10 protein-coding genes are annotated in these 26,607 nt (G+C 70.7%); 3 read left to right on the top strand and 7 right to left on the bottom strand.

Annotated elements, in window-relative coordinates; all coding sequences use genetic code 11:
- The first annotated feature begins 1 nt into the window (after position 1).
- Entirely contained in the window at positions 2-1,981 is a 1,980-nt protein-coding gene (locus tag ACVTJA_RS18125) for an HD domain-containing phosphohydrolase (protein ID WP_465837715.1), read from the top strand.
- A 66-nt stretch (positions 1,982-2,047) separates the two neighbouring features.
- Here the strand turns inward: ACVTJA_RS18125 and ACVTJA_RS18120 are convergent, their stop codons facing one another.
- The 3 genes from ACVTJA_RS18120 to metG are packed head-to-tail and all read right to left on the bottom strand — an operon-like array spanning position 2,048 to position 5,917.
- Positions 2,048-2,824, bottom strand: a complete 777-nt coding sequence (locus ACVTJA_RS18120) for a TatD family hydrolase (RefSeq protein WP_465837714.1) — start codon at positions 2,822-2,824, stop codon at positions 2,048-2,050.
- Positions 2,821-3,795: a HEAT repeat domain-containing protein gene (locus ACVTJA_RS18115; RefSeq protein ID WP_465837712.1), complete on the bottom strand. Its 975-nt coding sequence runs from the start codon at positions 3,793-3,795 to the stop codon at positions 2,821-2,823. Before ACVTJA_RS18115 ends, ACVTJA_RS18120 begins: the two co-directional genes overlap by 4 nt.
- Before the next feature lies 1 nt (position 3,796).
- Positions 3,797-5,917, bottom strand: coding sequence for a methionine--tRNA ligase (gene metG, locus ACVTJA_RS18110; RefSeq protein WP_465837710.1), 2,121 nt, complete (start codon positions 5,915-5,917; stop codon positions 3,797-3,799).
- A 116-nt stretch (positions 5,918-6,033) separates the two neighbouring features.
- On the opposite strand from metG, the gene ACVTJA_RS18105 reads away from it, so the two are divergent.
- Together ACVTJA_RS18105 and ACVTJA_RS18100 are read left to right on the top strand one after the other, a co-directional pair.
- The gene (locus tag ACVTJA_RS18105) at positions 6,034-6,846 is read left to right on the top strand and encodes an NRDE family protein (protein ID WP_465837709.1); all 813 of its coding nucleotides are present in this window, start codon (positions 6,034-6,036) and stop codon (positions 6,844-6,846) included.
- 480 nt (positions 6,847-7,326) lie between these two features.
- Positions 7,327-21,315 carry a non-ribosomal peptide synthase/polyketide synthase gene (locus tag ACVTJA_RS18100; RefSeq protein WP_465837708.1) on the top strand — a complete coding sequence of 4,663 codons (13,989 nt, stop codon included), beginning with the start codon at positions 7,327-7,329 and terminating at the stop codon, positions 21,313-21,315.
- Between the two features lie 92 nt (positions 21,316-21,407).
- On the opposite strand, the gene ACVTJA_RS18095 is transcribed toward ACVTJA_RS18100, so the two are convergent.
- The 4 genes from ACVTJA_RS18095 to holB form a co-directional block, all read right to left on the bottom strand.
- Positions 21,408-23,207: a M4 family metallopeptidase gene (locus ACVTJA_RS18095; protein WP_465837707.1), complete on the bottom strand. Its 1,800-nt coding sequence runs from the start codon at positions 23,205-23,207 to the stop codon at positions 21,408-21,410.
- Between the two features lie 426 nt (positions 23,208-23,633).
- Positions 23,634-24,086, bottom strand: coding sequence for a hypothetical protein (locus ACVTJA_RS18090; protein ID WP_465837706.1), 453 nt, complete (start codon positions 24,084-24,086; stop codon positions 23,634-23,636).
- Between the two features lie 92 nt (positions 24,087-24,178).
- Positions 24,179-25,495, bottom strand: a complete 1,317-nt coding sequence (gene holA / locus ACVTJA_RS18085; protein ID WP_465837704.1) for a DNA polymerase III subunit delta — start codon at positions 25,493-25,495, stop codon at positions 24,179-24,181.
- Positions 25,492-26,526 (bottom strand): DNA polymerase III subunit delta', encoded by a 1,035-nt coding sequence (gene holB / locus ACVTJA_RS18080; RefSeq protein ID WP_465837703.1) that lies wholly within the window; start codon positions 26,524-26,526, stop codon positions 25,492-25,494. The genes holA and holB overlap by 4 nt, the downstream gene beginning before the upstream one ends.
- Between the last annotated feature and the right edge of the window lie 81 nt (positions 26,527-26,607).

Raw genomic sequence — 26,607 nt, 5'->3', positions numbered from 1 at the left:
CATGGCGAAGAAGTTGGGAGAGCGCCTCATCGAGGCCGGCCTCGTCAATGCACAGGCCGTGGAGCAGGCCCTGGAGCACCAGAAAATCACCGGCCACAAGCTGGGGGACTGCCTGGTGGAACTGGGGCTGCTCCAGGAGACGGGGCTGCTTCGCTTCCTCGCCGCCGAGTTCCAGACGCGCTTCGTGAGCGCGGACAAGCTGGCCAAGGCCCGCATCGCCACCGAGGTGCTGGACAGGCTGCCCGTCCGCCTCGCCGAGGCGCAGAACGTGCTGCCGCTGGCGGTGGACCCGGAGCGCAAGCTCATCTCCATCGTCGCCGCCGAGCCGCAGAACAAGGCGCTGATGGACGAGATTGCGCTCGTCACCGGCATGTCCGAGGTCTACGCGTACGTGGGCCTGCGCAGCGCCATCGCCGCGGCCATCCGCAAGCACTACTACGGCGACCCCACGGCCTTCACCGCGCTGCTGGAGGGCGCCAGGGAGCAGGTGGCGGCCAGCCCCGTCGCGCCCGGGCGCACGGGGGCGGCGGAGCACAACCGCACCTCTACGGGCCGCAGCACCATGACGGGGCTGAGCAGACTCCAGTACCCCATGGAGACGGACCCGCGGATGCGGGTGAATCGGCCCAGTGGAGGCACCCCGGCCCCGCGCCCCTCCTCCACCCAGCGGCGCGAGCCGGGCGGCCCCCGCGGCATCGTCAGCGACGCCGACTACGTGGAGACGCTGGGCATCCTCGTGGGCCTGCTGGAGCAGGACCGGCAGCGCCACCGCGGCCACTCCGCGCAGCTCGCGCGGCAGGCGGTCATCGTCGGTCAGCGCATGGGCATGCCGCACAAGGAGCTGACGGCGCTGTCCATCGCCGCGTACCTCCACGATTTGGGCAAGACGTCCGAGCGCCACTTCTCCCTGGCCAGCAACGCCGTCAACCCGGACTGGAAGGCGCAGGCGAAGCTGGCGGTGCGCGCGCCCACCAAGCTGTTCGAGACGGTGCACCTGCCCACGCAGACGAACACCATCCTCGCGCAGCTCTATGAGGCCTGGGACGGCTCGGGCACCCCGCAGGGCGCCAAGGGCGAGGACATCACCCTGGGGGCGCGCATCCTCGCGGCGGTGGACAGCTTCCTGGAGCTGACGAAGAACCCGGGCAACGCGAACGGCAAGGTCTTCACCAAGGACCAGGCGCTGGAGCACCTGCGCACCCACGCGGGCGTGCTCTATGACCCGGTGGTGGCGGACATCGTCATCCAGTTGCAGAGCGGCGAGCTGCTGCGCCACCGGCTGGAGAGCGAGGGCCGGCAGGTCCTCATCGTGGAGCCGGACGAGGCGACGCGCGGCGAGCTGCTGGAGGTGGTGCTGAAGCAGGGGCTGGTGGCGCACGCGCTGTCCACGCTGGAGGGCGCGCAGGACGGCCTGGCCCGGCAGGACTGCGACGTGCTGGTGCTGAGCCTGCGCCTGGGGCAGCAGGAGGTGCTGGAGCTGCTCCAGCAGGCGCGCTCCATGCCGGAGACGGCGGGCCTGCCCATCGTCGTAGTGGGAGAGCCGGATGGCCCCACGCGCGAGCGGCTGATGATGGGCGGCGCCACGGAGGTGCTGCCGCCCGCGGACAAGCAGGTGGTGGCCAAGGCGGTGCGGGCGCAGCTGGAGGACCGGGTGCAGCACAACGGCCCGGGCCGCGTGGTGCGGGGCAGCTTCGACGAGCTACCGCCGAAGGAGCTGCTGCGCACGCTGGCCGGAAACCACAAGAATGGCCGGCTGCACCTGCGCCAGCACACGCTGGAGGGCTACCTCCACCTGGAGCGCGGCCGCGTCGTCTTCGCGTCCTTCGGCGGCCACTCCGGGGAGCCGGCGCTGCAGGCACTGCTGAAGCTCAAGCAGGCGGACTTCCAGTACGACCCGGACGCGCTGCTCCTGGACGTCCCGCAGATGGACCAGGACCTCCAGGACCTGCTGTCGCTCGTCAGCGCCGTCACCGCTGGCTGAGCCCGAAGGTTCCCCTGCTGCTCGCAGCCGGCACTGGCTGCGAGCGCGGCGGCCTCGGTTCCACCGTCAGCCCAGGCTGAGCCCGAAGAAGGCGGAGGCGTTGGCGGTGGTGGTGGCCGCCACCTCGTCCAGCGTCACGCCCTTCAGCTCCGCCACCTTGCGCGCCGTCTCCACCACGTGCGCGGGCTGGTTCTTCTTCCCCCGGTGCGGGATTGGCGCGAGGTACGGGCTGTCCGTCTCCACCATCAGCCTGTCCAGCGGCGCGAAGCGCACCGCATCCTGCAGCGCCTGCGCGTTCTTGTAGGTGACGACGCCGGACAGCGACAGGAGGAAGCCGAGGTCCAGGTAGCGCCGCGCGGCGGCCGTGTCCCCGGTGAAGCAGTGGATGACGCCCCGGGACAGCCCCGCCTCGCGAAGAATCGCCTCGCAGTCGTCATGCGCGTCGCGCACGTGCACCACCAGCGGCTTGGAGAGCCGGCGCGCCAGCTCGCACTGGCGCCGGAAGACGGTGGCCTGCACGTCCCGGGGCGAGTTGTCATAGTAGTAGTCCAGCCCCGCCTCCCCCACCGCGCGAACCTCGGGACGCGCGCACTGCGCCTCCAGCGTGGCGAAGTCCGCCTCGGTGGCGCGTGCCGCCTCATGGGGGTGGATGCCCAGCGTGGGCGAGAGGAAGTCCGGGTGCGCGGCGGCCAGCTCCAGCGCGTTGCCCCAGTCCCCCGGCCCGTGGAACTGGCCCACGACAATCGCGTGCACGAGGCCCGCGGCCCGGGCCCCTTCGAGGATGGCCATGACGTCCGGGTAGTCCTTCACCTCGAGATGACAATGGGCGTCGACCAGTCTCATGTCTCCTCCAACAACAGCTCTTCCAGCTCCGTGCGCGCCTCGGGTGAGGTGAAGGTGGGGATGGAGGCGCGCACCCGCTCGCGTCCCTCCGGCAGGCCCAGCCGCCACAGCGCGTCCGCGGCATCCAGGCGGAAGTCCTCCGCGGCGCCCCGCTCGTCCAGCAGCGCGAGCAGCCAGGGCAGCGCCCGCGCGTCGCCCAGCCGCCCCAGCCCGCGCGCGGCGGCCCCGCGGCAGTCGTCCTTGGCGTCCTCCAGAATCTCCTTCAGCCGCTCCAGCGCGCCGGGCGCCTTCACCGCGCCGCACAGCTCCACCGCCAGCGCGCGGTCCGTGCTCCACTTCTTCCGCGTCCGCTGGAGCAGCCAGGTGGCCCCCTCCGCGTCGCCCAACTGCGCGAGCACCCCCGCGGCCTGCGTCTTGTCGAAGGCGGGCAACAGCCACCGCCGGAAGAGCTTCTTCACGGCCGGCAGCGCGCGCGCATCCTCCAACTCGCCAATGGCGCCCAGGGCGCGGAAGCGCAGCAGGTCCGAGTCCAGCGCCTCCACGAGGATGTCCAGCCCGGCCGGGTGCCTGAGGGCGGCGATGCCTCGCGCGGCCTCGAAGCGGATCTCGGGCATCGAATCTTCCAGCATGCTCGCCAGCGCCCCGCGCAGCTCCGGCCGCGCGAGGTCCGCGAGCCGGCCGGTGGCCTCCAGGCGCACCAGCCACTCGTCGTCACGCAGCCGGGAGATGAGCGTGCCCGGCAACTCGTCCGCGGGCAGCACCACGGCGGCCAGCCCCACCCCTGAGCGGCGCACCTCCGGCTGCGCGTCCGTCAGCAGCCGGGCGAGCGCGTCGGTGAAGTCCGCCGCGCGCGAGGGGGCCTCGAGGGCGAGGTGGTAGAGCTGGTCCGCGGCCTCGGCCCGGAGCGCCGGGCGCTTCTCGCGCTCCAACGTCAACAGAGCGCGGTCGCGCTCGGCGCGCCAGTCCGTCACTTCACTTCACCTCGCTGCCAGGAGGCATGTTGCCCGGGTCGAGCAGCGACAGGTCCTTGCCGCCCGTGCCGGCCGTCAGGAGCATGCCGCGCGACTCGATGCCCCTGAGCTTGCGCGGCTTCAGGTTGGCCACCACCACCACGTTCCGCCCGGTGATGGCCTCCGGCGCGTACGCCTCGGCGATGCCGGAGACGATGGTGCGCGGGCCCGACGGCTCGCCCAGGTCCACGGTGAGCTTCAGGAGCTTGTCCGCGTCCTTCACCTTCTCCGCGGCGACGATGCGGCCGGCCTTGAGCACCACCTTCGCGAAGTCCGCGTACTCGATTTCCCCCGACGCCTCACCCGCGCCCGCGCCCGCAGACGCCTGCGGGGTCCCTGCCTCGGGCTTCTTCTCGCTCTCCACCTTCTTCTTCTCCTTGCCAGCGGCCGGCTTCGCCTCCGCGGCCTGGGGTGCCCCCTCGGGGGCCTTGATGATGGCGTTGACCCGGTCCGGTTCCAGCCGGGGCAGCAGCGGCTCCGGCGTGCCAGTGGGACGGCTGCGGTCCAACAGCGGGTACTTCGCGCCCTCCAGCCCCTGGAACGTCAACTCCGGAGCGCCGAGCTGCGCGAACAGCTTCTCCGACAGGCGCGGCGTCACCGGGGCGAGCAGCGCGCCCAGGAGGTAGATGACATCCGCCACGTCGGACAGGTCCGCGCGCGCCGTCTCGGCCGTCTCCGGCTTGCGGGCCGCCGCCCACGGAGCCTGCGCCTGCACGAAGGCGTTGGCCGCCGAGGCGATGTCCGTAATCACGCGGATGGCGTTGCGGTACTCCAGCTTCTCGAACGCGGCGCGCACCTCCGGAACGCGGGCGAGCGCGGACTCCACCAGCGCGCGGCCCGGCCCTCCCGCGCGGCCCGGCGCCAGCCGCTTCTCCAGCGGACCGGACAGCAGCGACAGCGCGCGGTTGGCCAGGTTGCACACGTTGTTGACCAGCTCGCCGTTCACCCGCTCGCGGAAGTCCTTGAGGCTGAGGTCCAGGTCCTCCACGCCCGCGCCCAGGTTGGCCGCGTAGAAGTAGCGCAGGTAGCTCGGATCCAACTGGTCCAGGTAGTCCCGCACCGGCACCATGGTGCCGCGGCTCTTCGACATCTTCTCGCCGTTCACCGTCAGGTGGCCGTGCACCTTGATTTCGTTGGGCACGTGCAGGCCCGCGACGTTGAGCACGGCCGGCCAGAACAGGGCGTGGAAGTAGACGATGTCCTTGCCGATGAAGTGGATGATGCGCGACGGGCTGTTGCCGTCCCAGTAGTCCAGCGCGCCCTTCGCCTTGCCCGTCTCCTTCGCCCACTTCTCCGTGGTGGCGATGTAGCCGATGGGGGCGTCCAGCCAGACGTAGAAGAACTTGTCCGTCTCACCCGGAATCGCGAAGCCGAAGTACGGCCCGTCGCGGCTGATGTCCCAGTCCGCCAGACCCTTCTCGAAGAAGCCCTGGAGCTGGGTGGCGAGGCCCGGGTGGATGAAGCCGGGGCGGCGCAGCACGGACTGGAGGAAGTCCGCGTGGCGCGACAGCTTGAAGAACAGGTGCTCGGAGTTCTTGCGCACCGGCGGCGTGCCGCACAGGGCACAGCGGGGCTCGATGAGGTCCGTGGGCGAGTAGGCCTTGCCGCACTTCTCGCAGGCGTCGCCGTACTGGTCCGGGGACTTGCAGTTGGGGCAGGTGCCCTTGATGAAGCGGTCCGGCAGGAAGCGACGGTCCTTCTCGCAGTAGGCCTGCTCGATGTTGCGCCGCTCGATGTCGCCCTTCTCCTTCAGCCGCCCGTAGATGAGCTCCGCGTAGTGGCGGTTCTCCGGCGAGTTGGTGGAGTGGAAGTAGTCGAAGCGGATGTCCAGGTCGCGGAAGTCGCGCTGATGCTCTTCGTGGAAGCGGGCGATGAAGTCCTCGGGCTTGAGGCCCTGCTTCGCCGCGTTGATTTCGATGGGGGTGCCGTGGGTGTCGTCCGCACAGAAGTAGACGACGTCCTTGCCGCACGAGCGGAGGAAGCGGACGAAGATGTCCGTCTGGACGTACTCCACGGCGTGGCCGATGTGGACCGGGCCGTTGGCGTAGGGAAGCGCGCTGGTGACGAGGATTCTCTCAGCCATGGATTCTCCTGAGGGCGGCGGACCTTAGCCGCTCGGGGGGCCGAGGTCATCGACGGCGTGAGGGGTCCCGGACACGAATGCGCCGGGGAGCCGGGGATGTTATCGACCGGATACGCATGTGCACCATCGTCATTCTTCGCCAGGTCCACCCCGAATGGCCGCTGGTGCTCGCGGCCAACCGGGACGAGTTCTACGCCCGCCCCGCCACCGGCCCCCAGGTACTTCGGGAGTCCCCGCGCGCCGTGGGCGGGCGCGACGTGGAGCGCGGCGGGACCTGGATGGGTGTAACCAACGAAGGACTCTTCGTCGGCCTGACGAACCAGCGGGGCGACCGAGCCCGAGGCCCGGCCCCCCGCTCGCGGGGCGAGGTGGTGCTCCGGGCCCTGGAGGCGGGGAGCGTGGAGGCCGTCGACCGCTACCTGGACACCCTCCCCGGCGACGAGTTCCTCCCCTTCAACCTCCTCTACGGCGACGCGAACCGGCTCCGGGTGGCCTATGCCCGGCCGGGAGACAAGCGCCTCAAGCGGGAGGACGTGCCGCCCGGCATCCACGTGCTCCCCAATGACGTGCTGGACTCGCCCGCGATGCCCAAGGTGGAGCGCGCCCGGCTGCTCGCCGCACAGGTGGCCCACCGGCCCTGGCCGGAATTGGAGGCCGGGCTGAAGGCGCTGCTGGCGGACGCGACGCTGCCGCCGCCCGAAGCGATTCCGATGCCCGCCACCGGGGAGGACCTGCCGCGCGACTTCCTCCAGCAGCTCCAGGCGCTGTGCATCCACACGCCGGCCTACGGTACGCGCTCGTCGGCCCTCGTCACGCTCGCGCCGGGGCGCGTGGGGCACTACCTGGCCAGTGACACGGCGCCCTGCGTGGGCCCGTGGAAGGACGTCACCGGGCTGCTCGCGCCTTCCGCCGCGACGGCCACCGGCTGACCTTCCCGGCCGGAGCGGTCCCGGCTTCGGCGCGCGATGGCCGCCGCCGCGGGTCGGCCTCCGCGATGGCTACCGGAGGACCTCGGGGATGAGCCTGTCAGGCACCGTGTGCCGTCCGTGGCGTGGTGACGCTGGAGAGACACTCCGCTGTCATCAAAACCGCGCGACCAACGCAATGAGTTGCTGTCGCTGCGAATAAAAGACAACCAGCGACGCCAGGAAGTCACGTGCCAACAGGGCCGATGGGTGCTGGCCCTCGTCGGGTTGCAGCCGGAAGCAGGCCACGAGACAAGGATTCACGCGCGCGGGATGTAAAAGATTGAGCGCACCGTCGAGGGGCGACAGAATGCGCAATCACATTCAGTCCGCGTCAACTGTGACCGTTTCAACTCGATGAACTCACGCGACTGCGCAGGTCCAACGAACTCAGGGGGGACATGAACCTGCCGGTCCTTCGCGTAGCGCGAAGGAAACCCATCCATGGCCCTGACTCCTGAGCAGAAACGCGCGCGGCTCGCCGAGCTGCTGCGCGAGAAGAACCGTCAACCCTCGCTTGTCCCCGCCTCCTTCGCCCAGGAGCGGATGTGGATTCAGGAGCGCCTGGCCCCTGGCAGCGCCACCCTCAACGTCCCCGTCGTCATCCGCATCTCGGGACAGCTCGACGAGGAGTCCCTGCGCCACAGTCTCAACGAGCTGATACGCCGCCACGAGCCCCTGCGCACCACCTTCGTCGAGCAGGACGGCCGTCCCCTGCAGCAGCTCGTCCCCGCGCTGGAGTTGTCCCTGGCCGTGGTGGAGCTGCAAGGCCTCCCGGCCCCGGAGCGCGAGCCGGAGGCCTGGCTCCGCCTGCGCGAAGAAGCCCGCCGGCCCTTCGACCTCGAGAAGGGCCCGCTGTTGCACGTGGTGCTCTACCGGCTCTCCAGCAGCGAGCACCTGCTGCTGCTCTCCCTGCACCACATCGTCACTGACGGCTGGTCCATGGGCGTGCTGGTGCGCGAGGTGGCGGAGCTCTACGGGGCCTTCGTCTCCGGACGTCCCTCGGCCCTGCCCCCGCTGCCACTCCAGTACGCCAGCTTCGCCTCCTGGCAGCGCGAGTGGCTTCAGGGCGAGGTGCTGGGGGCCCAGCTCTCCTACTGGCGCCAGCGGCTGGACCCCAACGCCGTGCTTCAGCTTCCGGCGGACAGGCCCCGTCCCGCCACTCCTTCCGCCCGTGGCGCGCGCCACACCGTCTTCCTGCCTCCGCACCTCGCCGAGTCCTTGAAGGACCTGGGCGCACGCGACGGCCGCACCCTCTTCTCCGTCCTGCTGGCCGCCTTCAACGTCCTGCTTCACCGCTACTGCGGCCAGGACGACATCACCGTGGGCACCCCCATCGCGGGCCGCAACCGCGCCGAGCTCGAAGGGCTCATCGGCCTGTTCGTCAATAGCCTGGCCCTGCGCACGGACCTGTCCGGCGACCCGTCCTTCTCGCAGTTGGTGGGCCGGGTGCATGAGACGGCCCTGGGCGCCTTCGCGCACCAGGATGTCCCCTTCGAGAAGTTGGTGGAGGTCCTCCGGCCCACGCGCAACCTGAACATCCCGCTGCTGTTCCAGGTGATGTTCATGTTGCAGAACGCCCCGCTGCCGCCGGTGCAGTTGCCCGGCCTGCTGATGCACGCGCAGCCGGTGGACTCGGGCTCCTCGCGGTTCGACCTGACGCTCATCGCCGCAGAGGAGTCGCGCGGCCTGCGCCTCACCGCCGAGTACAGCACGGACCTCTTCGACGAGAGCACGGTGGCGCGGCTGCTGGGCCACTTCCACACGCTGCTGCGGGGAGTGGTGGAGCGGCCCGAAGCACGCCTCTCCGAGCTGTCGCTCATGGACGAGGCCGAGCGCCAGCAGGTGCTGCGCGCGTGGAATGACACCGCCCGCGCCTACGACGCCGCCTGCATCCACCAGCAATTCGAAGCCCAGGTGGCTCGCACTCCGGACGCTATTGCCCTCAGCTTTGGCGACACGCACCTCACCTACCGCCAGCTCCATCAGCGCGTGCTGCGCTTGTCCCTCCGCCTCCAGGCTCTCGGCGTGCGGCCGGATGCACCTGTCGGCCTGTGCCTCCAGCGCTCCCCCGACATGGTCGCCGCCATGCTTGCCATCCTCCATGCTGGCGGTGCCTACCTTCCTCTCGACCCCGACTACCCCTCCGAGCGCCTGGCGTGGATGCTCCAGGACTCCGGCGCACGCGTCCTGCTCACCTCTCGCTCGCTGCAAGGCACCCTGCCCTCCGACGGCGTCCAGGTGCTGCTGCTCGAAGAGGCAATGGAGGCAGAAGCAGCGCCACGTGCTGGCGCCTCGCAGCCAGACTCCCTCGCCTACGTCATCTACACCTCCGGAAGCACCGGCCGCCCCAAGGGCGTCATGGTGCCCCACCGCACCGCCGCCAACTTCTTCGCCGCCATGGACTCGCTGCTGGGCTCCTCCTCCCCCGGCACCTGGCTGGCAGTCACCAGCATCTCCTTCGACATCTCCGTGCTGGAGCTGCTCTGGACTCTCACTCGCGGCTTCCACGTCGTGCTTCATGACGAACGCGCCGCCTCTCGCCAGGGCACCGCGCTCGCCCTGCCCGAGGTGCTTCGCCGCCACGCGGTAACCCACCTGCAATGCACCCCCGCCTTCCTCCGCGCACGGGTGCTGGCTTCCGAGTCAGTTGCAGCGCTGGGCGCGCTTCGCCACCTGCTCGTCGGCGGCGAAGCCCTTCCCGGGCCCCTGGCTTCCCAGACTCGCCAGGCCCTTCCCTCCACCACCCTCACCAACATGTACGGCCCGACGGAAACCACCGTCTGGTCCTCCACCCACTGCGTCTCCTCCGCCGACGCGGACGCCTCCACCATCTCCATCGGCGCTCCCATCGCCAATACCCGCCTCTACGTGCTGGACGCCCATGGGCAGCCAGTCCCCGTGGGTACCCCCGGTGAGCTCTTCATCACTGGCGACGGCGTGGTGCGCGGCTACCTCGGCCGCCCGGAGCTCACCGCCGAGCGCTTCGTCCCCGACGCCTTCTCCTCCGTCCCCGGTGGCCGCATGTACCGCACCGGAGATTTGGCTCGCTGGCGCCATGACGGCACGCTCGACTTCCTGGGCCGCACTGACTTCCAGGTGAAGGTGCGCGGCTTCCGGATTGAACTGGGCGAAGTCGAGGCCGTCCTCTCTCGTCACCCCTCCGTCCGCCAGGCCGTGGCCAGCGTGCACCGCGACGCCTCCGGTGACGGGCGGCTGGTGGCTTACGTGGTGCCCGCTTCCCCTGCGGCCAGCGACACCCCGCTGGACACCTCCGCCCTGCGCGACTTCCTCCGAGAGCACCTGCCCGAGCACATGGTGCCCTCCCTCTTCATGGCCCTGGACTCCTTCCCCCTGACTCCCAATGGCAAGGTGGATAGGAAGGCCCTGCCCGCACCGGAAGCGTCCTCCGCCTCCGAGTACGTCGCTCCGCGCACGGCGACGGAGGAGAAGCTCGCCACCCTCTGGGCCGAGGTGCTGCGCCTGCCTCGCGTGGGCGTGCATGATCATTTCTTCGAGTCAGGCGGCCACTCCCTGCTGGCCGCACAGGTGATCTCACGCGTGCGCTCCACCCTGGGCGTGGAGCTGCCGCTGCTCGCGCTCTTCGAAGCGCCCACCCTCCAGGCTCTCGCCGCTCGCATCGACTCCGCCCGCGAGTCCTCTTCCGGCAGCCGGGCGCCCGCCCTCGTCCCCGTCTCCCGCACGGAAGCACTGCCACTGTCCTTCGCGCAGCAGCGCCTGTGGTTCCTCGACCAGCTCGCTCCCGGCAGCCCCGCCTACAACATGCCCTTCGCGCTGCGCCTGTCCGGCGTGCTGGACACCGAGGCCCTGCGCCGGAGCCTCGAAGCGCTGGTGCACCGGCATGAAGCGCTGCGCACCACCTTCCGCGACGAGCCAGGCGGCTCCGTCCAGGTCATCTTCCCACCTGGTGCCCTGCGCCTGGAGCGCGTCGACCTGCGCTCGCTGCCCGCGGAGCAGCGTGAGGCCGAGGCACAGCGGCTGTCCGAGGCGGAGGCCCTGCTCCCCTTCAACCTGTCCACCGGCCCGCTGATGCGGACCCGCCTGCTGGTGCTCGACGAGCAGGAGCACGTGCTGCTGCTCACCGTCCACCACATCGTCTCCGACGGCTGGTCCATGGGTGTCATGGTGCGCGAGGTGGCACAGCTCCATGCCGCCTTCGCCTCCGGCCGTCCTTCACCCCTGGCGCCGCTACCGCTCCAGTACGCGGACTTCGCCGCCTGGCAGCGCCAGTGGTTGCAAGGTGCCGAGCTGGAGGAGCAGCTCACCTGGTGGCGGCGACAGCTCGAAGGGGCGCCGCAGGAGCTGGAGCTGCCCACCGACAGGCCGCGCACGCACAGCGCCCTGCCGCTGGGGGCCCACGTCCCCGTCGTGCTCCCACGGGAGCTCTCGGAAGCCGTGGAGGCCCTCTGCCTCCGTGAGGGCCTCACGCCCTTCATGTTCCTGCTGGCCGCATTCCAGCTGCTGCTGTCCCGCTACTCCGGCCAGGACGACATCGTCGTCGGCTCGCCGGTGGCCGGACGCGACCGCGCCGAGCTGGAGGGCCTCGTCGGCTTCTTCCTCAACACCCTCGTCCTGCGCACGCGCCTGGACGGTGACCCCACGGGGCGCGAGCTGCTGGCGCGTGTCCGGGACACCGCCCTCGGCGCCTTCGCCCACCAGCACATCCCCTTCGAACAACTCCAGCCGATGCGCGACCTGCACCAGGCGCCGCTGTTCCAGGTGATGTTCATCCTGCAGAACCTCCCTCCGGCGGAGCTCTCCATGCCGGGGCTGACCTTCCGGCCTGGCTCCACCCAGAGCCGCGTCGCCAAGTTCGACCTGACGCTGAACCTGTCGCGCACCGCGAATGGCTTTCACGGAGGGCTGGAGTACGCCGTCGACCTGTTCGACGCGTCCACCGTGGAGCGCATGGTGCGGCACCTGCTCGTGCTGGTGGCGTCCCTGGTGGCGACTCCCGAGCGCCGCCTGTCGGCACTCTCGCTGCTGGCAGGGGACGAGCGCCGCCAGGTGCTCGTGGATTGGAACGCCACCCACGCCTCCTTCCCCGAGGCGTGCGTCCACTCGCTCTTCGAGGCCCAGGCCCGCCGCGCTCCGGATGCGGTGGCCGCCTCATTCGAGGGCGAGTGCCTCACCTACGCGCAGCTCGATGCGCAGGCCAACCAGCTCGCCCACGCCCTGCGCCGCCGCGGCGTGGGGCCCGAACGGCGCGTGGCCCTGAGCGTGGAGCGCTCGCTGGACGTCGTCATCGGCCTGCTGGGCATCCTCAAGGCCGGCGGCGCCTGGGTGCCCGTGGATCCACTGCTGCCGCGCGAGCGGCTGGCGTTCATGCTGGAGGACAGCGGCGCCTCGGCGCTGGTGACGCAGTCGGCCCTGCTGGAGCGCTTCCCCGAGGCGCACCGCGCCCACGCCCTCTGCCTGGACTCCGAGCGCGAAGCCCTCTCGCGGGAGAGCACGGAGGCTCCGGCCACGGGCGTGGCCCCGTACCACCTGGCGTACCTGCTCTACACCTCCGGCAGCACCGGCATTCCCAAGGGCACCGCCGTGGAGCACCGCGGCGTGGCGAACCTGGTGACGCACGAGGCGGTGGCCTACGGCATCGGCCCGGGCAGCCGCGTGCTGCAGTTCGCCAGCCTCTCGTTCGACCTGTCGGTGGAGGAGATATTCACCACGCTGTGCTCCGGCGGCACGCTGGTGCTGGCGCCCATGGAGAAGCTCATGCCGGGCGCGCCGCTGCAGCGGTTGATGCTGGACGAGGCGCTCACCGTCATCAGCGTCACCCCGGCCGCGCTGGCGGCCACGCCCTCCGAGGGCTACCCCGCGCTGCGCACCGTCATCTCCGGCGGTGAAGCCGTATCGGCCGAGGTGGTGGCGCGGTGGGCTCCCGGCAGGACGTTCTTCAACGGCTACGGCCCGACGGAGACCACGGTGGTGGCCACGCTAGCCGTGTGCGAGGCGGATGGGCGCCAGCCCTCCATCGGCCGGCCCCTGGCCAACATGCGCGTCTATGTGCTCGATGGGCGCGGCGAGCCGGTCCCCGTGGGCGTCAAGGGCGAGCTGTACGTGGGTGGCGTGGGCGTGGCGCGCTGCTATGCGGGCCGGCCCTCGCTGACGGCCGAGCGCTTCGTGCCGGACCCGTACTCCGGCGTGCCGGGCGCACGGCTGTACCGCACGGGCGACGTGGTGCGCTGGAGGGAAGACGGCACGCTGGACTACATCGGCCGGGCGGACGCGCAGGTGAAGGTGCGCGGCTTCCGGATTGAATTGGGCGAGGTGGAAGCGGCGCTCGCGAAGCTGCCCGCGGTGCGCGAGGCGGTGGTGGTGGCGCGCGAGGACGGGCCCGGCGGGAAGCGGCTTGTGGGCTACGTGGTGACGCACGAGGGAGCGCGGACGGACAGCGCCACCCTCCGCGCGGCCCTCAAGCAGACGCTGCCCGAGTACATGGTGCCCTCCGCCGTGGTGGTGCTGCCGGCGCTGCCGCTCACCTCCAACGGCAAGGTGGACCGCCGGGCGCTGCCGGCGCCGGACTTCGACAGCGAGGTCCGCGAGCACGTCGCGCCCCGCACGCCCACCGAGGAGCGCCTCGCGGAGCTGTGGAGCCAGTTGCTCGGCGTCCAGCGCGTGGGCGTCGGCGACAACTTCTTCGACCTGGGCGGCCACTCGCTGCTGGCCACCCAGGCCGTCAGCCGCATCCGTCAGGCCATCGGCGTGGAGCTGCCGCTGCGCGGGCTATTCGAATCCCCCACCCTCGAGGGCGTGGCGCGCCTGATTGACGCAGCCCTCGCGGGCCAGGGTGCGCCGGCCGCCGCCAGACCTCGGGACACCCACGCGCTACCGCTGCCCGTCACCCCATTGGAGGAAGCCGCCGCGCGTGAGCCGGCGCGGTCTGGCCCTGAGACGCCCCTGTCCGCCAAGGAGCGCCAGCGAGAGCTGGAAGGCGCCATCGCCGGTCCCGAGGAGCACACCGGCACCATCCCCCCGCTGGCCGAGGACGAGCGACAACAGGTGCTCCATGCGTGGAATGCCACTGCCCGCGCCTACGACGCCGCCTGCATCCACCAGCAATTCGAAGCCCAGGTGGCTCGCACTCCGGATGCCATCGCCCTCAGCTTCGGCGACACGCACCTCACCTACCGCCAGCTCCATCAGCGCGTGCTGCGCTTGTCCCTCCGCCTCCAGGCTCTCGGCGTGCGGCCGGATGCGCCCGTCGGCCTGTGTCTCCAGCGCTCCCCCGACATGGTCGCCGCCATGCTCGCCATCCTCCATGCTGGCGGCGCCTACCTTCCTCTCGACCCCGACTACCCCTCCGAGCGCCTGGCGTGGATGCTCCAGGACTCCGGCGCACGCGTCCTGCTCACCTCTCGCTCGCTGCAAGGCACCCTGCCCTCCGACGGCGTCCAGGTGCTGCTGCTCGAAGAGGCAATGGAGGCAGAAGCAGCGCCACGTGCTGGCGCCTCGCAGCCAGACTCCCTCGCCTACGTCATCTACACCTCCGGAAGCACCGGCCGCCCCAAGGGCGTCATGGTGCCCCACCGCACCGCCGCCAACTTCTTCGCCGCCATGGACTCGCTGCTGGGCTCCTCCTCCCCCGGCACCTGGCTGGCAGTCACCAGCATCTCCTTCGACATCTCCGTGCTGGAGTTGCTCTGGACTCTCACTCGCGGCTTCCACGTCGTGCTTCATGACGAGCGCGCCGCCTCTCGCCAGGGCACCGCGCTCGCCCTGCCCGAGGTGCTTCGCCGCCACGCGGTGACCCACCTGCAATGCACCCCCGCCTTCCTCCGCGCACGGGTGCTGGCTTCCGAGTCAGTTGCAGCGCTGGGCGCGCTTCGCCACCTGCTCGTCGGCGGCGAAGCCCTTCCCGGGCCCCTGGCTTCCCAGACTCGCCAGGCCCTTCCCTCCACCACCCTCACCAACATGTACGGCCCGACGGAAACCACCGTCTGGTCCTCCACCCACTGCGTCTCCTCCGCCGACGCGGACGCCTCCACCATCTCCATCGGCGCTCCCATCGCCAATACCCGCCTCTACGTGCTGGACGCCCATGGGCAGCCAGTCCCCGTGGGTACCCCCGGTGAGCTCTTCATCACTGGCGACGGCGTGGTGCGCGGCTACCTCGGCCGCCCGGAGCTCACCGCCGAGCGCTTCGTCCCCGACGCCTTCTCCTCCGTCCCCGGTGGCCGCATGTACCGCACCGGAGATTTGGCTCGCTGGCGCCATGACGGCACGCTCGACTTCCTGGGCCGCACTGACTTCCAGGTGAAGGTGCGCGGCTTCCGGATTGAGCTGGGCGAAGTCGAGGCCGTCCTCTCTCGTCACCCCTCCGTCCGCCAGGCCGTGGCCAGCGTGCACCGCGACGCCTCCGGTGACGGGCGGCTGGTGGCCTACGTGGTGCCCGCCTCCCCGTCGGCTGGTGGCGCCATGCTGGACACCTCCGCCCTGCGCGACTTCCTCCGAGAGCACCTGCCCGAGCACATGGTGCCCTCTCTCTTCATGGCCCTGGACTCCTTCCCCCTGACTCCCAATGGCAAGGTGCACAGGAAGGCTCTGCCCGCTCCGGAGGCCAGCTCCTCCTCCGCGTACGTCGCGCCGAGGACTCCCACCGAGCAGGCGCTGGCGGCGCTCTGGTCCCGGGTGCTTCACGTGGACCGAGTGGGCGCCGGGGACCATTTCTTCGAGCTCGGGGGCCACTCGCTGAGCGCCATGCAGGTGCTCACGCACGCGCGCCAGCACTTCCATGTGGACCTCCCGATGGGTGACTTCTTCGCCGCCGCCACCCTGGAGTCCTTCGCCCAGCGCATCGAGGCGCTGGCGGCGGAGCGCCCCGCGCAGGACCGCCCGCCGCTTCGTCCGCGGCCGGAGGGTGTCCCCACGCCGCTCTCCTTCTCGCAGCAGCGCCTGTGGTTCTTCGCGAAGCTGGACCCGGACGGCGCCGCCTACCACCTCCCCGCCGCGGTGCGCCTGCACGGCCCGCTCGATGTCCCCGCCCTCACGCGCGCCCTGCGTGACGTGCTCCAGCGCCACGAGTCGCTGCGCACCACCTTCCAGGAGCGCGAGCACACTCCCTTCCAGGTGATTACCCCAGAGCCCGCGCTGCCCGCGGGCTGGGTGGACCTGAGCGCCCTTTCCGACGAAGAGCGCGAAGCCACGCTCGCGCGCTTCCTCGAACACGTGGCCTGGACGCCGTTCGACCTGGAGGCGGGACCGCTCTGGCGCGCCCTCCTGGTCCGCATTTCCGCGCACGAGCACGCGCTGCTCCTCACCCTGCACCACGCCATCTCCGACGCCTGGTCCATGGGCGTGCTCCTCCAGGAACTGACGGCGCTGTACACAGCCCACGCCACGGGCCAGCCCGCGCACCTCGAGCCGCTGCCAGTGCAGCCCGCCGACCACACCCTGTGGCAGCGCGACTGGCTGCGAGACGAAGTGCTGGAGGCGCAACTGGGCTGGTGGCGCCAGCAGCTCCACGGCGCGCCCCGAGCGCTGGAGCTGCCCACGGACAGGCCCTGTCCCGCCGTGCAGACCTTCCACGGCGCCACGCACGCCTTCCAGTTCCCTCCCGAGCTGTCGAACGCACTCCACGCGCTCTGCCGGCAGGAGGGCGTCACGCCCGCCATGGTGGTGCTCGCCGCCTTCCAGGCGCTGCTTTCGCGCTACTCCGGCCAGGACGATGTCAGCGTGGGCATGCCCACCGCCGGCCGCACCCACGTGGAGCTGGAGGGCCTCATCGGCTTCTTCGTCAACACGCTGGTGCTGCGCACCCGGCTGGACGGCGACCCCAGCTTCCGCGCACTGCTCGCACGCGTGCGCGACGTGACGCTCGGCGCCTACGCCCACCAGGACGTCCCCTTCGACAAGCTGGTGGAGGCACTGCGGCCCGAGCGTGTCGCGGGCCGCACGCCTCTCTTCCAGGTGATGCTCGCCTTCCAGAACGCCCCCATGCCGCAGGTGATGGGGCCGGGGCTCCGAATGGAGGCCGTGCCCTTCGACAGTCGCGCGGCGAAGTTCGACCTCGCCCTCGCCATCTCCGACCGGGGGCATCAGCTGCGGGGCCAGCTCGAGTACAGCACCGACCTGTTCGACGCCTCGACGGCAGCGCGCATGGTGCAGCACCTGCGCGTGTTGCTGGAAGCCGCACTCGCGAGCCCGGACCGGCCGCTGTCCACCCTGTCCATGCTCACGCCCGGGGAGCGGCACCTGCTGTTCAATGCGTGGCGCGAGCCCTCCGCCATCTCGGTGGGTGACGCCAGCCTGCACCGGCTCCTCCAGGCCCAGGCCCGCCTCACGCCGGACACAGTGGCCGCGGAGCACGAAGGCCAGACGCTCACCTGGAGTGAGCTGTACCAGCGTGCGCGCCAGGTGCACCGCTCGCTGCTCGCGCGCGGGCTGGTGGAGCTCCCCGAGCTACCGCCACTGGTGCCGGTGCCACGCACGGACGCGCTGCCGTTGTCCTTCGCCCAGCAGCGGCTGTGGTTCCTCGCGCAGCTGACGCCCGGCAGCTCCGCCTACAACATCCCCACCGCCGTGCGGCTGGAGGGCGAGCTGAATGTCGAAGCCCTCCAGCGCGGCCTCAACGAGTTGGTGCGCCGCCACGAGGCCCTGCGCACCACCTTCCACGAGCGCCAGGGCGAGCCCATCCAGGTCATCGCGCCCGCCATGGAGCTGCCACTGCACGTGGTGGACCTGAGCGGTCTGGGCGAGTCCGCGCCAGAAGAAGCCCGGCGCCTGCTGGTCCGGGAGGGCGCGCGTGGCTTCGACCTGGCGGCGGGCCCACTGCTGCGTGCGCTGCTGCTCAGGCTCGCCCTGGCCGAGCACGTGCTGGTGCTCAACATGCACCACATCATCTCGGACGGTTGGTCCATGGGTGTGCTGGTGCGCGAGGTCGCCGCGCTCTACGCCGCCTTCAGCCGAGGCCAGCCCTCGCCCCTGCTCGAGCTGCCCGTGCAGTACGCCGACTATGCCGTCTGGCAGCGCTCCTGGCTGCACGGCGACAGCCTCGAGCAGCAGCTCTCCTGGTGGCGCCAGCACCTGGAAGGCGCGCCACACGCGCTGGAGCTGCCCACGGATTTCCCTCGGCCCGCCGTGCGGTCCTCCGCGGGTGCCACCTTCCACTTCCACCTGCCCGCCGAGCTGAGCCAGTCACTCCAATCCCTCTCCCACCAGCACGGAGCTACCCTCTTCATGGTCCTGCTGGCCTCCACCCACGCGCTGCTCGCGCGCTACTGCGGCCAGGACGACATCACCCTCGGCTCCTCCATCGCCGGCCGTCGCTTCGCCCAGTTGGAGGGACTCATCGGCTGTTTCATCAACACACTCGCGCTCCGCGCGCGCCTGCACGACAACCCCACTTTCACCCAGCTGCTGGCCCGCGTGCGCGAGACAACGCTGGGTGCCTACGCCCATCAGGACGTGCCCTTCGAGAAGCTGGTGGAGGAGCTGCAGCCCCAGCGCGACCTGAGCCGCTCTCCGCTCTTCCAGGTCATGCTCATCCTCCAGCAGAGCGCCTCGCGGCCGGCCACCCCGGCGCACCCGGAGCAGCTGTCCATGCTCCCCCTGGAGACGGAGTCCGTGGGAGCCAAGTTCGACCTCACCTTCTCCTTCACCCAGTCCCCCGAGGGGCTGGCTGGCTCGGCCACGTACAGCACCGCCCTCTTCCGGGAAGACACCGTGCGCCGTCTCGTCGCCCATCTGCGCACGCTGCTGCACGGCGTGGTGGCACGCCCCGAGGCGCGCCTGTCCGAGTTGCCACTCCTGGACGCCGCCGAGCGCCACCAACTCCTGCGCGAGTGGAATGACACCCGGGCGGACCTCCCGACCGAGGACTGCCTCCACTCCGTCATCGAGGCACAGGCCGCGCTTCACCCATCCAAGCCCGCGGTGGCCTGCGAGGGCCAGGTGCTCACCTACGCGGAGCTGGATGCCCGCGCCAACCAACTGGCCTGGCACCTGCGCTCGTTGGGCGTGGGCCCCGAGACGTGCGTAGCCCTGTGCCTGGAGCGCTCCGTGGACACAGTGGTGGCGCTGCTGGGCGTCTGGAAGGCGGGCGCCGCGTACGTCCCGCTCGACCCGGCTCAGCCCGCGCTGCGCCTGCAAGCCCTGGTGGAAGAGGTCGCCGCTCCCGTCGTGGTGACGGTGTCCCGCTACGCCGCTTCCTTCGCCTCCGCTTGCGTGCGGATGGATGAGGACGCGGAGCTGCTCGCGAGCCAACGCACGGATGCGCCGACGAGCGGCGTGTCCGCGGACAACGTGGCCTACGTCCTCTTCACCTCCGGCAGCACCGGCAGGCCCAAGGGCGTCGCCGTCTCCCACGGACAGCTCGCCCACTACGTCCACGCCGCCACCCAGCGGCTGGGCCTCGCCGACTGCACCAGCTTTGCCCTCGTCTCCACCTTCGTCGCCGACCTCGGCAACACCGTCCTCTTCCCCGCCCTGTGCACTGGCGGCCTGCTGCATGTCCTCACCCACGAGCGCGCCAGCAACCCCGCGGGCGTCGCCGAGTACTTCCAGCGCCACGCCGTCGACTGCGTGAAGCTCGTCCCCTCTCACCTGTCCGCGCTGCTCACCGCGACCGAGCCCCAGCACGTCCTGCCTCGCAAGAAGCTGGTGCTCGGTGGTGAGTCCTCCACCTGGGCCCTCATGGAGCAGGTGCGCGCGCTCGCGCCCGACTGCGAAGTCTTCAACCACTACGGCCCCACCGAGACGACGGTGGGTGTGCTCGCCGGCCGCGTGCAGTGGCCCACCGAGGGCTCCGCTCCGGCCACCGTTCCGCTGGGCCGGCCCCTGGCCCATTCGCGCATCTACGTCCTCGACGAGCATCTGCAGCCCGCGCCCATCGGCGTGCCCGGTGAGCTGTACATCGGCGGTGCCCAGGTGACGCGTGGCTACCTCGGCCGTCCGGAGCTGACGGCGGAGCGGTACGTGCCCGACCTCTACAGCCCGACTCCGGGCGCGCGCATGTACCGCAGCGGCGACAAGGTGCGCTGGCTGGCGGACGGACGCGTGGAGTTCATCGGCCGCGCCGACTTCCAGGTGAAGGTGCGCGGCTTCCGCGTGGAGCCCGGCGAAATCGCAACCATGTTGCGAGAACATCCCGCCGTGCGCGAGGCCCTCGTGGTGGCTCGCGAGGATGTCGCCGGTGACAAGCGCCTCGTCGCCTACGTCGTCTCCTCCGAGCCAGTGCCCACCGAAGCCCTGCGAACCTTCCTCCAGGAGCGACTGCCGGCCTACATGGTGCCCTCGGCCTTCGTCGCGCTGGAGGCCATGCCGCTGACTCCCAACGGCAAGGTGGACCGGAAGGCGCTACCCGTCCCGGATGTCTCGGCGGCTCGCGCGGAGTACGTCGCCCCGCGCACCCCGCTGGAGGAGCAGCTCGCGCGGGTGTTCGCCGAGGTGCTGGGCCTGGAGCGTGTCGGCGTGGAGGACGACTTCTTCGCCCTCGGCGGTCACTCCCTGCTCGCCGTGCGCCTGCTGGCCCTCATCCGCGAGCGCACCGGCCTGACGCTGCCCCTGTCCGCGCTCTTCCAGGGCTCCACCGTCGAGCGGCTCGCCCGCCTCGCGCCGCCGCCCTCGGAGGTCCGCCAGCGCACGCCCAACCTGATGCGGCTCGACACAGGCACCTCCCGGCGCCGGCCCCTGTTCCTCGTCCACGGCGGCGGAGGGGCACTGCTCAGCCATGCCGAGCTCGCCCGCAACCTCGGGAACGAGCGGCCCATCCACGGCATCTTCGCCCCCGGCCTGAACGGCGGAGAGCTGCCTCCCACCTCCATGGAGGCCCTGGCCCGCCTCTACGTGGACCAGGTGCGCGAGGAGCAGCCCCACGGCCCCTATCTGCTCGCGGGCTGGTCCCTGGGCGGAGTGGTGGCGTACGAGATGGCGCGGCAGCTCGAGGCCCTGGGCGAGCAGGTGGCACTGCTGGCCTTCATCGACAGCTACGCGCCCTCGGGACAAATCCAACCCGCGCAACCGCCGCTGGCTCGGGTGGCCGACTTCGCCCGGATGGTGAGACTGCCGCTACAGGACCTCCCGCCGCTGGAGCCGGAGCAACTGAGCGGGCTGGAAGGTGCGGAGCTGATGAAGCGGGTGCTGGAAGAGCTGCGGGACCTGCCCGCCATCGAAGGCCTGGAGCCAACCCACGTCAGCCAGCTCTACGCCGTCAACGAGCGGCTCTCCGAGGCGCAACGTCTCTACGTCCCCTCAAGCCCCTTCACGGGCACGGCCGAGTTCCTCATGGCTTCTTCAGCGCCCCCTCACTTCCACCGGCCCATGGATGGAGGCTGGTCGGCCTGGGTCTCGGGTGGCGTCAGGGTGAGCGAGTTGCCGGGTGACCACACCACCGTGATGCAGCCGCCGAACGTCGCCACCCTGGCGGAGAAACTCAACGCGCTCATGCGTGCACTGGAGCCCGGGGACTCCTGACGGGGACCGCCAGAAACGAAACCGCCCCCGAGGCACGAGGCCCCGGAGGCGGTGTCGCGGCGAGGCTTCACCCCGCCACGCTTCGCATCAGGCTAGTAGGTCGCCTTGAGCGAGACGCCGCTGTAGGCAGAGTAACCGTTCAGCATGATGTAGAAGCGGCCGGCCGTCGTCTTCGCGGCGATGCTGCACGACTCGGCGTTGCCGGAGAGGTACGGGCGGCAGTCGTACGAGGACGTCGTCGGGGCCGCGTTGTACTTCACGTACATGTCCGCATCACCCGTGCCGCCGCTGATGGCGAAGGTCGACGCCTTCGAGGCCGGCACGTCGATGCAGTAGAACTTCTGCGAGGCCGCCGCACCGGAGATGCCCGTCACGGCCACGCCGTTGGTCAGCAGGGTGCACGCCGGAGGAGGCGTCGTCACGCCCACGCCCACCGCCTCCCAGGCCTTCGTCACCGAGTCCTGGATGGCCGTGCTGTAGCCGAGCTGCTGCGCCGCCGTCACCGTGTACGTCTTCGCCTGGGCGAAGGTGGTGGACGCCGTGAAGAGGTCCGTGTTCGCCTTGTAGAAGATGCGCGCGGCCACTTCCACGCCCACGCCCGTCACGCTCACCGTCGTCTTGCTGCGCGGGTGCGTGCCGCCCGTGGCGAGCAGCTTGAACGCCAGGTTGGCGATACCCGAGTTCCAGTGCACGCCGCCGTTGTCGGAGGTGCCCGTGTAGCGCTCGGGGTAGTAGTCCTTCGACGAGCCGTCCTGCGTCGGGTTCGCCATGTAGCGGAGGGCGTCACCCGCGGTGCCCGGCGTCCAGATGTCCTCGCCAATCATCCACACGTCCGCGCTGGTGGACCAGCCCGTGTTCCAGGACTCGCACACCGCCGCGAAGATGTCGGACATGCCCTCGTTGAGCGCGCCGGACTCGTTGGAGTACGTGAGGTTGGACTCGGACGACGTCACGGCGTGCGTCAGCTCGTGCACCGTCACGTCGGCGTCCTTGCCGAGCATGCCGGAGTTCACGCCGTCGCCATCGCCGTACACCATCTGGGTGCCGTTCCAGTAGGCGTTGACGTAGTTGGTGCTGTAGTGCACCGAGCTCTTCAGCTGCGCGCCCGCGTTGTTGTACGAGTCGCGGTTGAAGATGGTCTTGTAGCAGTTGTACGTGAACCCGAGCTGGTCGTAGTTCTGGTCGATGTGCGCGTCGCCCGTGGTGGCCCCGCCCTCGCTGCGGCGCAGGGTGCCCGGCAGCGTGGAGCCGTTGTTGGCGCTGTACACCGCGCGGTTCAGGGCGGAGTGGATGTCACCGAAGCGGGCGGCGACGACGCCGGTGGTGGCGTCCACGAAGACGTGGTCGCGGATGGGCAGGTCCGCGCCCTCACCCGTCACCACCACCTCGAAGGCCAGCGTCAGCTTCGCGCCCTCGCTCGGGCGCACGTAGACGAGGCGCGGCTGGCCCTCAATCTCCAGGCGGGTGCCCGCGGTGCTGCGCAGCGCGGACGTCATCGCGGCCTGGGCGGCGATGCGGGCCTTCGAGGGCACGCCGGACTCGCCGTCACGGGCCGAGCCGTTGGCCATGACGATGTTGCCGTCCTTGTCCAGATGGACGGCCAGCTCCTGGCCCACCACGGGGAGGCCATTCTTCGTCTGGCTGTAGCGGATGTGCGTGAAGCCCTGGTCGTCCACGTTGACCCGGCTCACCACCAGGTCCTCGGCGCGCAGGCGGAAGGAGCCGGCGATGCCCGGCAGCGAGGCGCTGGCGGCGCGCACCGTGTCCGCACCCGCGAAGCCGCGGACCGCGCTGTCCACCGTGCCCAGGCGGCCACGGATGAGGAACGGCACGCCGTCGTCATGCCGGCCTACCACCTCGGCGCCGGGCATGGAGGCCAGCGAGCTCGTCACGTCCGCGAGCTCGTCGGGCTTCTGGGAGTCTTGAGACGACGCGTCACCACTCATCTCGCAAGCGGTCAGGGGGAGGACCAGCAGTGCGGTAAGGAAACGGGTTCGAACCAAAGGGGGTGGCTCCTGTGAGCCCGCCTGCGAGGTGCCGGCGGGCGGCTCCCGCCTCAGCACGGACCGGGCCAACGCCTTGAGCCCTCGCGATACACTCGATAAGCCCCGCCTGCGCCCGCCCTGCGGTGGCACACGGATGTCGCTCGACGCACTGCCCGAATGTATCAGGGCGTTACAGAAAAGCCCGGGAGACCCACTCCGCCGCTCGGGAGCCGCGCGCTCCAAGCCTGTCGCTCAAAACGACACACCATCAGTGAGGGTGTCTGTTTTTGGAACAGGCGTGAATTATAACGAAATATGTTTTGGATGACAACTTTACCCGGGGCCGTGCACACCCAGGAGGACGCGGGCGCGGCCATCCATGGAGAGCTTCGCCTCCTCCACCGTGGCGAAGCCGGACGCGCGGGCCAGCTCCGCCAGGTGCCGCATCCACGGGTTGTAGGGCATGCCGTTGTCCGAGCAGCACGGCACCACGGCGAAGGGCAGCCGGTGCTTCGCGGCGTACTCGATGATGACGCGGGTGGCGCCGTCCGGGTGCATGCCCACCACGAGCTCCGCCTCGCAGGGCTCGTCGAGGGTGAAGATGCGCTGCGCGTAGGTGACGGGCAGGTGCTTGTGGCGCAAATCGAACGTCATGACGGAGCGGCCACGCTTCGTCAGCGCCTCGTTGAGACGCCCCTGGCCGCCCGCGACGTCGAAGACGCGAGGGGCCGCGAAGCGCGACACGATGAAGTCCGCGAAGAGGTCGAAGCGACGCTTGTCCGCCATGGCGGGCCTCCTCTACCCAAACCCGGGCGCTCGCGCATCCCGAAGTGCCTGGAGCGGGGAGCAGGCCGGCGTCCCCGCCCCTCGCCGGGCGCTCAGACCCGGGTACACACCGTGGCCAGCAGGCGCTCGATGACCAGCCGGCCATTCGCCGACGACTTGAGCGCGAGGTCCGCCTCCGCGCACGCCACCAGCGCACCCAGCAGCTCCTTCCGCTCGTAGCCGGCCGCGGCCTTCATGCTGAAGGTGAGCGCCCACGCGTTGGGCATCTTCCGCTTCGTGCCCTTCAGCTCCGCCTCCAGGCGGGGCAGCACGCGCGCCTCCACGTCCTTCGCCGTGCGGGGCGGGTTGCCACCCGCGTAGCGCCACAGCCACTCGTGGCTCTCCAGCAGCGAGCGGACGATGGAGGCCACCGCGCCCAGCAACTGCAGTGCGTGGGTCCCCTGCCCCATCGCGTCCTCCGCGTAGGCGAGCGCCCCGCCGAAGTCGCGCTTCTGCAGCGCCTCGGACAGCTCGAAGAACTCCTCTTCGCGGGCGTGGTGGACGAGCATCGCCACGTCCGCCTTCTCAATCGCCGGCCCCTCCGAGTACGTGGCCAGCTTCTCCAGCTCGGACTGGAGCAGGCGGATGTTGCCGCCGATGCGCTCCTTCAGCTCGTCCAGCGCGCCGGGGCCCAGCTTCTTCTTGAAGGGCGCCAGGAACTCCTTCGCGATTTCGGAGAGGTCCAAATCCTTGTGGCGCGCGGCCACCTTGCGCTCGACGACGTGGCCCTTGTCGTGGGCCAGCTTCACCAGCGGGCTCTTCGCGTCCACCTCCGAGGCCGCCATGACGAGCGCGTGCCCGGACGGCACGCCCTTCTGGATGAGCTCCAGCAGCGCGGACGCGTCACCCTCGGGCGCGCTGATTCGCTCCTCGCGGCAGAAGGCGGCGGCCTCGCGCAGGAAGGCGATGTCCGCCTCGGCGAGGTCCACGTTCAGCTCGTCCTTCCACTGCTCCACCGTCGGCGCCTTGGGCGCGCCCGGGTCCAGTTGCTCCACGCCCCAGCCCGCGCGCGCCGCCAGCGCCAGGAGCCGCCGCGCGCCCTCCTTCCGCTTGCCCGCCTTCCACGCCTCGCGCGCCTTGCCCAGCGCGTCGCCACGGCCCTTCTTCGGCGCGAGGAACTCCGGGTCTCGCACCAGCACCACCTTGCGCCCGGGGAACAGCGGCATCGTGGCCAGCTCCTGCGCCACCTCGCGCGGGCTGCCCGCGTCCAGCACGGCCAGGTTGAGGCCCATGGCCGCGTCCGGCACCAGCGTCTTCACCAGCTCGTCGGCGTCCTTGCGGACGAGGAACTCCTCGCCCCACAGGAGGTACAGCGGCGCCACCTTGCCCGCCTTGACCTCCTTCAGCACCTCGTCGAGTTCGGCGCTCACCGTGCGGCCTCCGTGAACAGCTCAATCAGCATGCGCTCGAGCTGCAGCCTCGGCGCGCCGTTGCGGGCAATGGCCGCGCGCGCGCCTTCCAGCAACGCGTGCCGCCGGTGCAGCAGCGCCTCCGACGAGCGCGCCGCCACCTCCCGCGCCAGCTCCCTCAAGTCCCGGTTGGCGAGCCCCGCCTCCATCCCCACCCGCGCCAGCGCCACGTCGCGCGTCCACAGCACCAGCAGCTCCAGCGCGGCCTCCGCCTCCTCGCGCGAGCCGCCATGGGCCTCCGCGAAGCGCAAGAGGCCCACCGCGTCCTCGCCGCGCAGCGACTCGAAGGCGGTGATGACGTCCTTGCGCTGCGACAGCGCGTCCACGTCCAGCGCCAGCGCGCGGCCCAGGCTGCCTCCGGCCATGACGGCCGCGAGCGCGGCGGTGTCCGCGTCCAGCTTGCGCTCCTCCTGCACGCGCTTCGCGATGAGCTCCACCGGCAGCGGGCCGAAGTGCACCTTGCTGCACCGGCTGCGGATGGTGGGCAGCAGCCTGTCCATGGCGCTGGCCACCAGGATGAGCGTGGTGTCCGAGGGCGGCTCCTCCAGCGTCTTCAAGAAGGCGTTCTGCGCCTGCACGTTCATCGTCTCGGCGGAGATGAGAATCGCCACCTTGCGCTTCGACTCCAGGCCGCGCAGCGCCAGCCGCTCCTGGAGGTTTCGAATCTGTTCCACGCGCAGCTCGCGGCTGGGCGTGCCCGTGAAGTCCGAGCGCCCCGCCAGCCCGCGCGCCACGCGCTCCTCGTCCGGCATCACCCAGGTGACGTCGGGATGCAGCCCCTTGGCCACGCGCACGCAGCTCGCGCAGGTGCCACAGCCCACGTCCGGATGCTCGGGGCACGTGAGCGCCTGGGCCAGCCCCACCGCGGCCAGCTCCTTGCCCACACCCGGCGGCCCGGCGAAGAGATACGCGTGGTGCACCGCGCCTCCGCGCAGTGCCGCCTGGAGTGCATCAATCGCGCGCGGCTGTCCCTGAACCGATGCCAGCGTCATGAAGGGGGTGTATCCCCGGAGGTCTGGCCCCCGTCAACAAGCCTGCCTTGACCCTCTCGTAACCCACTGGTGACATGGGCG

This window comes from Pyxidicoccus sp. M6 (assembly GCF_055568925.1).
This window is presented reverse-complemented; position numbering and strand designations above follow the sequence as displayed.